Origin of the sequence: Streptomyces beijiangensis (assembly GCF_017315755.1) — a bacterium.
In the GTDB taxonomy this organism is placed as follows: domain Bacteria; phylum Actinomycetota; class Actinomycetes; order Streptomycetales; family Streptomycetaceae; genus Streptomyces; species Streptomyces beijiangensis.
The window spans coordinates 1-6,625 of sequence record NZ_JAFLRJ010000082.1 but is presented as its reverse complement, the minus strand read 5'-3'; the positions used below and the strand labels follow the sequence as shown (position 1 = coordinate 6,625).

General features: G+C 70.3%; 8 protein-coding genes. 4 read left to right on the top strand and 4 right to left on the bottom strand.

The features are described 5' to 3' along the window. Positions 1 to 2,150 (bottom strand): alpha-xylosidase (gene yicI, locus J0695_RS09395; RefSeq protein WP_206961428.1); only part of this gene is annotated, 2,150 nt, incomplete at its 3' end. A 102-nt stretch (positions 2,151 to 2,252) separates the two neighbouring features. Here yicI and J0695_RS09390 point away from each other — a divergent pair. Together J0695_RS09390 and mmpA are read left to right on the top strand one after the other, a co-directional pair. Beyond that, the gene (locus J0695_RS09390) at positions 2,253 to 2,483 is read left to right on the top strand and encodes a P-loop NTPase family protein (protein WP_206961427.1); all 231 of its coding nucleotides are present in this window, start codon (positions 2,253 to 2,255) and stop codon (positions 2,481 to 2,483) included. A 78-nt stretch (positions 2,484 to 2,561) separates the two neighbouring features. After that, on the top strand, positions 2,562 to 2,702 hold the full coding sequence (gene mmpA, locus J0695_RS09385) for a morphogenic membrane protein MmpA (RefSeq protein WP_206961426.1): 141 nt from the start codon (positions 2,562 to 2,564) through the stop codon (positions 2,700 to 2,702). Here the strand turns inward: mmpA and J0695_RS09380 are convergent. Next, positions 2,692 to 3,174: a zinc ribbon domain-containing protein gene (locus J0695_RS09380; RefSeq protein ID WP_206961425.1), complete on the bottom strand. Its 483-nt coding sequence runs from the start codon at positions 3,172 to 3,174 to the stop codon at positions 2,692 to 2,694. The two genes, mmpA and J0695_RS09380, sit on opposite strands and share 11 nt — an antisense overlap. A gap of 130 nt (positions 3,175 to 3,304) precedes the next feature. Here J0695_RS09380 and J0695_RS09375 point away from each other — a divergent pair, with 130 nt between their 5' ends. Continuing rightward, positions 3,305 to 3,718, top strand: coding sequence for a hypothetical protein (locus J0695_RS09375; RefSeq protein WP_206961424.1), 414 nt, complete (start codon positions 3,305 to 3,307; stop codon positions 3,716 to 3,718). A 6-nt stretch (positions 3,719 to 3,724) separates the two neighbouring features. Here J0695_RS09375 and J0695_RS09370 read toward each other — a convergent pair whose 3' ends face one another. Next, positions 3,725 to 4,897, bottom strand: coding sequence for a saccharopine dehydrogenase family protein (locus J0695_RS09370; protein ID WP_206961423.1), 1,173 nt, complete (start codon positions 4,895 to 4,897; stop codon positions 3,725 to 3,727). Between the two features lie 43 nt (positions 4,898 to 4,940). Next, positions 4,941 to 5,672 carry a tyrosine-protein phosphatase gene (locus J0695_RS09365; RefSeq protein ID WP_206961422.1) on the bottom strand — a complete coding sequence of 244 codons (732 nt, stop codon included), beginning with the start codon at positions 5,670 to 5,672 and terminating at the stop codon, positions 4,941 to 4,943. 123 nt (positions 5,673 to 5,795) lie between these two features. Between J0695_RS09365 and J0695_RS09360 the strand changes: the two genes are divergently transcribed. Beyond that, on the top strand, positions 5,796 to 6,625 hold an 830-nt coding region (locus J0695_RS09360; protein WP_307798521.1), incomplete at its 3' end, for a CaiB/BaiF CoA transferase family protein.

The window sequence follows — 6,625 nt, the reverse complement described above, 5'->3', positions numbered from 1 at the left end:
ACCCGGAACGTCCCCGCCACCGCCCCCGTGAGGTCAGGAACGTTCACTTCCACCTCCGCCGCTTCGCCCAGCTCGAACACCCGCAGGGTCAGCCCCTCCAGCCACTCCCCGTCCGGCCGCTGATCGTCCGCCCCCCACGGCAGCGCCGCACCGGGCCGCACATAGAGCGGCAGGCTGTCGAAGCCGTGCGTCTCCCGGCGCCACACCGGGCCCGTGACCTTCTCGCCGGTCAGCAGATGCGTCCACACCCCCTCGGGGATGTAGTACTCGACCTCGCCGTCCGCCGTGAACACCGGCGCGACCAGCAGATCCGGGCCGAGCATGTACTGCCGGTCCAGCGTGCGTGCGGCCGGGTCCCCCGGGAATTCCAGCAGCATCGGCCGCATCATCGGCACCCCCGTCAGATGCGCCTCCACCGCGACCCCGTACAGATACGGCATCAGCCGGTGCTTGAGCAGCGTGAACTGGCGCGCCACATCCACCGCCTCCTCGCCGAACTCCCACGGCACCCGATAGGAGACATTGCCGTGCAGCCGGCTGTGCGAGGACAGCAGCCCGAACGCCAGCCACCGCTTGAAGACCGCAGGGTCCGGCGTCCCCTCGAAGCCCCCGATGTCATGGCTCCAGAAGCCGAATCCCGACATCGACAGCGACAGACCACCCCTCAGCGACTCGGCCATCGCGTTGAAGGAGGCGAAGCAGTCGCCGCCCCAATGCACCGGGAACTGCTGGCCACCCGCAGTGGCGGACCGGGCGAAGACGATCGCCTCGCCGTGCCCGCGCTCCTTCTCCAGCAGGTCGAAGACCGTCCGGTTGTACAGATGTGCGTAGTAGTTGTGCATGCGCTCCGGATCGGAGCCGTCGTGCCAGACCACATCGGTCGGGATGCGCTCGCCGAAGTCCGTCTTGAAGCAGTCGACGCCCTGGTCGAGCAGGACTCGCAGCTTCCCGGCGTACCACTCACAGGCCGCCGGATCGGTGAAGTCCACCAGGGCCATGCCCGGTTGCCACAGGTCCCACTGCCAGATGTCGCCGTTCGGCCGCCGCACCAGGAAGCCCTGTTCGGCCGCCTCGGCGAAGAGCGCGGACTTCTGCGCGATGTACGGGTTGATCCACATGCTGATCCGCAGCCCGCGCTCCTTCAGCCGGGTCAGCATGCCCTCCGGATCGGGGAAGACCTCCGGGTCCCAGGCGAAGTCGGACCACTGGTATTCGCGCATCCAGAAGCAGTCGAAGTGGAAGACGGAGAGCGGGATGTCGCGCTCGGCCATCCCGTCGACGAAGGAGGTGACGGTCTCCTCGTCGTACGCCGTGCAGAAGGACGTCGTCAGCCACAGCCCGAACGACCAGGCCGGTGGCAGCGCGGGCCGTCCCGTCAGGGCGGTGTAGCGGCGCAGTACGTCCTTGGGCGTCGGGCCCGCCACGACGAAGTACTCCAGCGACTGGTCCTCGACGCTGAACTGCACCTGGCCTACCGACTCCGAGCCGATCTCGAAGGAGACCTTCCCGGGGTGGTTGACGAAGACGCCGTAGCCCCGGGACGACATGTAGAAGGGGATGTTCTTGTACGCCAGCTCGCTGCTGGTGCCGCCGTCCGCCTGCCAGATGTCGACCGTCTGGCCGTTCCTGACGTACGGGGTGAAGCGTTCGCCCAGGCCGTAGACGGACTCTCCGACGCCCAGCGAGAGCTGCGCGATCATGTGGTGGGTGCCGTCCGGGGCCGTGGCGAAGGCGGTGCCCCTGGGCTCCACGGCGGTCAGCCGGCGCCCGTCCTCGTCGAGGAAGCGCAGGCCCCACGGACCTTCGCTGTCCAGCTGAAGGGTGAGCGGTCCGCTGACCAGTTCGGTGACGGTGCCCTCGCGCCGGGTGTGGGCGGTCGGCGACGAGTCGGCGCCCGGAAGCTCGAACTCCGGTCCGGGGCGGGTCTTCCCCGCGTGATGCGTCGCCCGCACGCCGATGACCCCCTCGGCGGGGGAGTGGCATTCGACGGTTATCAGGGCCGAGTTGAGAGTGTCGCCGCGGGAGGCCACCCGGGTGACGGAGGCGTATGCGGCGACCCGGCCCGCGCCGGCCTGGAGGTCTCGTACTTCGGTCGCGTACGAGGCACGGACGCCCTCGCGCATGAGCCAGAAGCCGTTCGTGAACTTCATAGAGGTTCCTTGAGTGGTGGATGCGCGAAACAAATTACGCGATGTCGAAGCGCTTCGATAGTGGGTTCCGGGATCCGGTACGCCAGCGGGTCTTGTGGCCTTTTGCCGAAGTGGGGACCGTCGGGCGGCAGGGAGCGCAACGCCATCCGTCTGCACGCATTGCGCAAGAGCCTCGGAGATCTGGAAGGTGTCCCGGGAATCGAACTCGGCATCGGGCACGGCGAGTTCTTCTCGATGCGGGGACCCTCGGGATCCGGCAGGACCGCCGTGCTGCGCCTCGTCGCGGGCTTCGAGACGGCCACGTCCGGCACCGCGTCAGGCAGCCGTATCTGAGCCGGTCATATGTGAGGCAGCCATATCTAAGTACGTGAGCGGATACCGGCTCCCTGTGAAGATCGAGAGAGTGGGTGCATGACAACACAGCGCGCCGCCGCCACCACGACCACCGCCGAACGCACCGTGATGGGCGTACTCGCCGTCGCTGCCCTGGCGGCCGTGGTCTGGGTCGGTCTGATGGTCCTGACCATCGGCTCCTGGGCGCTCAGCGGCTGAGTGCCTGCCCGCAGCGCCCGCAGAACCGCGCGTCCCGCTCGGACGCCAGCCGCCCGCACTCCGGACAGACCCGGTCGAGCAGACAGGCCGCCTCGCCACCCGCATCGGCCGCCGCGTTCGCGATGGCCATACCGGGGCGGCGCCGATGGGCGGTCAGATAGACCAGCCCCGGCGCTCCGGCCTCCAGCGACCGGTGCGAGGTCCTCGGCAGCCAGACGACGGCGTGCCGGACGAGCTCCTGCCGGCCCTCGGGGGTGACGAGTCGTCCCTCGCCGTCCAGCACCACCAGAAGCACATCGAGTACGTCGTCGCTGTGATCCGCGACGACCGCCCCCGGCCCGAGGCGTACGACATTGGCGTCAAGACCGCGTCCCGGCTCCGCCAGCCGCCACAGCGCCCCCTGCCGCTCATCGCCGGGGGCGAGGAGCCCGTCCAGGGTCGTTACGGTGCGGGCGGTAGCTGACGGTGTCATGGAATCGATCCTAAATGGCACCCCCGTTCACTCTTTCGGGTAACGCGCGGAACCTTTGTCCCGGCGTGCGCCGGGGGCGGGTCTCTCATGAGTGCAGGGCACCGGACGGTGCCGGACGAGGGGCGTGGCGATGGGGTTTGTCGTTCTGGGCGCCTGGCTGCTGACGGCGTCCCTGGGGCTCTACCTGTTCGTGATCTGGATGCGCCACGGCGGTCTGCGGCAGCGGACGGCTGGGGTGACCCGGCTGCCGATCTGGCTGATCATGGGTCATGTGGTGCTGGCCGCAACAGGGCTTGCCGCCTGGGCGCTCTATCTGTTCGCGCATATGCAGGCCTCCGCCTGGGCGGCCTGCGGCGTGGTGCTGGTCGTCGCCTCGTTCGGCGCGATGATGCTCTTCCGGTGGCTGCCGAGCCCGGGGCGACATGCGCAGGGCAGCCAGAAGGCGGCCGAACGGCACTTCCCGGTCACGGCCGTCGTCGCGCACGGCGTGTGCGCGGCGGCCACCGTCCTGCTCGTGGTGGCGGTGGCCGGCCGCTCGATCTGACCGCTCCTAGCGCGCGTCCGCCACCCGGAACCTCAGCCCGGCCGCCTGCAGCCGGGCCAGCAACGCATCACCCATCGCCACCGCCGTAGTCACCTGGCCGGCCGTCTGCGGCAGGTCGTCGAAGGCCAGGCTCAGGGCGCTCTCGGCGAACATCTTCGCCGTCTCGTCGTACCCCGGGTCCCCGCCCGACACCTCGGTGAAGACGCGCCGCCCGCCGCCCTCGCCCACGAAGCGCGTCACGAACCAGCTCCTGCTGCGCCGCTCCTGGCTCGGCCCGCTGCCCGCCGCGACACGGCTCATCAGCCAGTTCCGTACGGGCGGCAGCTGGGCCAGCGCCAGCACCGCGCCCGCTCCGACCGGGGCGCCGAGGGCGGTCGGCAGCCGTCGGACGCCCGCGAAGTGCCGGTAGCGGAAGTCGGGCCCGTAGCGGGGGAGCGCGGCCGCCGAACGGGCCACCACCTGCGGGTCGATGAGCGGCAAGGGCAGCGCCCACAGCCCGGTCTCCCGGCTGAAGTGCGGCGCCCCGACCGGTCCGCGCGCCCGCCGCCCCACCAGGCGCGGCTCGTGCCTGCGGCGGTCCTGGGCCGCCCGGAGCACCTGGGGGCCGCGGCTCATCGCGGTCAGGGCGGAGGCGAAGGTGCCGCCGGAGAAGGACGCATGGGTCCGTACGAAACCGTCGATCCGCAGCGGCACCCCCTCCGGCAGCTGCTTGACCGTGAAGTACACCCCGATGTCGTTGGGCACGGAGTCGAACCCCGCCGCGTGCACCAGGCGTGCGCCGGTCTCGCGCGCCCGCGCGTCGTGACGTACGTACATCGAGTCGACGAATTCCGGCTCGCCCGTCAGGTCCACATAGTCGGTGCCCGCCTCCGCGCAGGCGGCCACCAGGCCCTCGCCGTACCAGATGTACGGACCGACGGTCGTCGCCACCACCCGCGCGGACTCGGCGAGAGCCCGCAGCGACAGAGGGTCGGAGGAGTCGGCCAGGACGAGCGGGAGCGTCGCGCACTCCGGGTCCACCGCGGCGAGCCGCTCGCGCAGCGCCTCCAGCTTGCGCAGGTCGCGCCCCGCGAGCGCCCAGCGGCACTCCTGGGGCGCATGGGCGGCGAGATACTCCGCCGTCAGCGTGCCCACGAAGCCTGTCGCCCCGTAGAGCACGATGTCGTACTGCCGTTCCACTGCGCCTCCGCCGTCGGTCCCGCGTCGTTGTCGGTGGCTGAGGCTAGCGTGCGAGGAGTCGTGCCGACAGGGCGGCGATCAGCTCGTCGTCCACGGCGAGCTGCTCACGGGCGTAACCGGTGAGGGATCCGTACCGTGCGTCGATGCCGTCGAGGAAGAGCCGCATGATCTCGGCGGGCGCGCGCCCGTAGCCGGGCCAGAGGGGCCTGCGGCCTTCGTGGTCGGCGATCCAGTCGGCGAGCAGCCGCTCGGAGGCCAGTCCGGTGAGGGCGAAGTCCTCGACGACGGTCTCCTCGGGGACCCCGACCAGGTCGAGCACCAGTGCCGCGATGAGTCCTGTCCGGTCCTTCCCGGACGCGCAGTGGAAGACGACGGGCCCCTCGGTCTCCGTGGCGACGACCTCCAGCACCCGGCGGATCTCCTTCACCCCGTCGTGTGCCACCTCGTCGAAGCGGTCGGCGAGATAGCGGCCGACGGGCACGTCGGGACCGAGCGCGGCCTGGTCGTAGGGGCGGTGCTCGATGGAGAGGTTGTGGTACGTGAGCCCGGCGTGCTCGGGGACCCGGCCCTTGGCCTCGATCTCCCACGGGTAGCGCAGATCGATCACGGTGCGTACGCCGAGCGCCAGATAACGGTCCCAGTCGTCGCCGGCCAGCTTGGCGAGCGAATCCGAGCGGTAGAGGACGCCCGGCCGGACCGACCGGCCGTCCGCGGTGCGGTAGCCGCCCAGGTCACGGAAGTTGTGCAGCCGCTCGAAGGCTATGTGTCTGCTCATCTGCGGCACTCTAGAGGAGAGCAAAGAACTGAGCGCTTGCTTGGCTCAGGGGCTTGTGCAGAGTGGAACACGTTCTTAGCATCACTGATGTTACATCAGAATTGTCATACAGCTGGGGGCTTGATGGCAGCGACAGGGAACGGCCCGCTCACCGGGGTGCGCGTGGTCGAGCTGGCGGGCATCGGGCCCGGCCCGTTCGCCGCGATGCTCCTCGCCGATCTCGGCGCCGACGTCGTACGGGTCGACCGGCCCGGCGGCGGAGGCCTCGCGGTGAATCCGGCGTACGACCTCACCAATCGCAACAAACGCTCGGTGCTGATCGACCTCAAGGCAGAGGACGGACCCGGCCTCGTCCTCGATCTCGTCGAGCGCGCCGACATCCTCATCGAGGGCTTCCGGCCAGGGGTGGCGGAGCGGCTCGGCGTGGGTCCCGGGCAGTGCCTCGCCCGCAACCCCCGGCTGGTGTACGGACGGATGACCGGCTGGGGCCAGGAAGGCCCCCTCGCCCAGCGCGCCGGGCACGACATCGCGTACATCGCGATCACCGGGACGCTCGGCATGATCGGCAAGCCGGACGAGCCGCCGACCGTACCGGCCAACCTGGTCGGGGACTACGCGGGAGGCTCGCTCTACCTCGTGGTCGGAGTGCTCGCCGCGCTGCAGCACGCCCGTACCGACGGGGGCGCCGGGCAGGTCGTCGACGCCGCGATCGTCGACGGTGCGGCCCATCTCGCCACGATGATCCACGGGATGATGGCGGCGGGCGGCTGGCAGGACCGGCGCGGCGCCAATCTCCTCGACGGCGGCTGTCCCTTCTACGGTACGTACGAGACCGCGGACGGCGCGTACATGGCCGTGGGCCCCCTGGAGCAGCAGTTCTACGACGAGTTCATCGCGCTGCTCGGTCTGGAGGGCGAGGTCCCGGGCCGTAAGGACCTCGCCCTCCAGACCGA

What these genes read in the sequence shown, in the direction of transcription:
- mmpA (WP_206961426.1), top strand. Translation starts at nt 2,562, where the DNA reads ATGACAACACAGCGCGCCGCCGCCACCACGACCACCGCCGAACGCACC.
- J0695_RS09380 (WP_206961425.1), bottom strand. Translation starts at nt 3,174, where the DNA reads ATGACACCGTCAGCTACCGCCCGCACCGTAACGACCCTGGACGGGCTC.
- J0695_RS09375 (WP_206961424.1), top strand. Translation starts at nt 3,305, where the DNA reads ATGGGGTTTGTCGTTCTGGGCGCCTGGCTGCTGACGGCGTCCCTGGGG.
- J0695_RS09365 (WP_206961422.1), bottom strand. Translation starts at nt 5,672, where the DNA reads ATGAGCAGACACATAGCCTTCGAGCGGCTGCACAACTTCCGTGACCTG.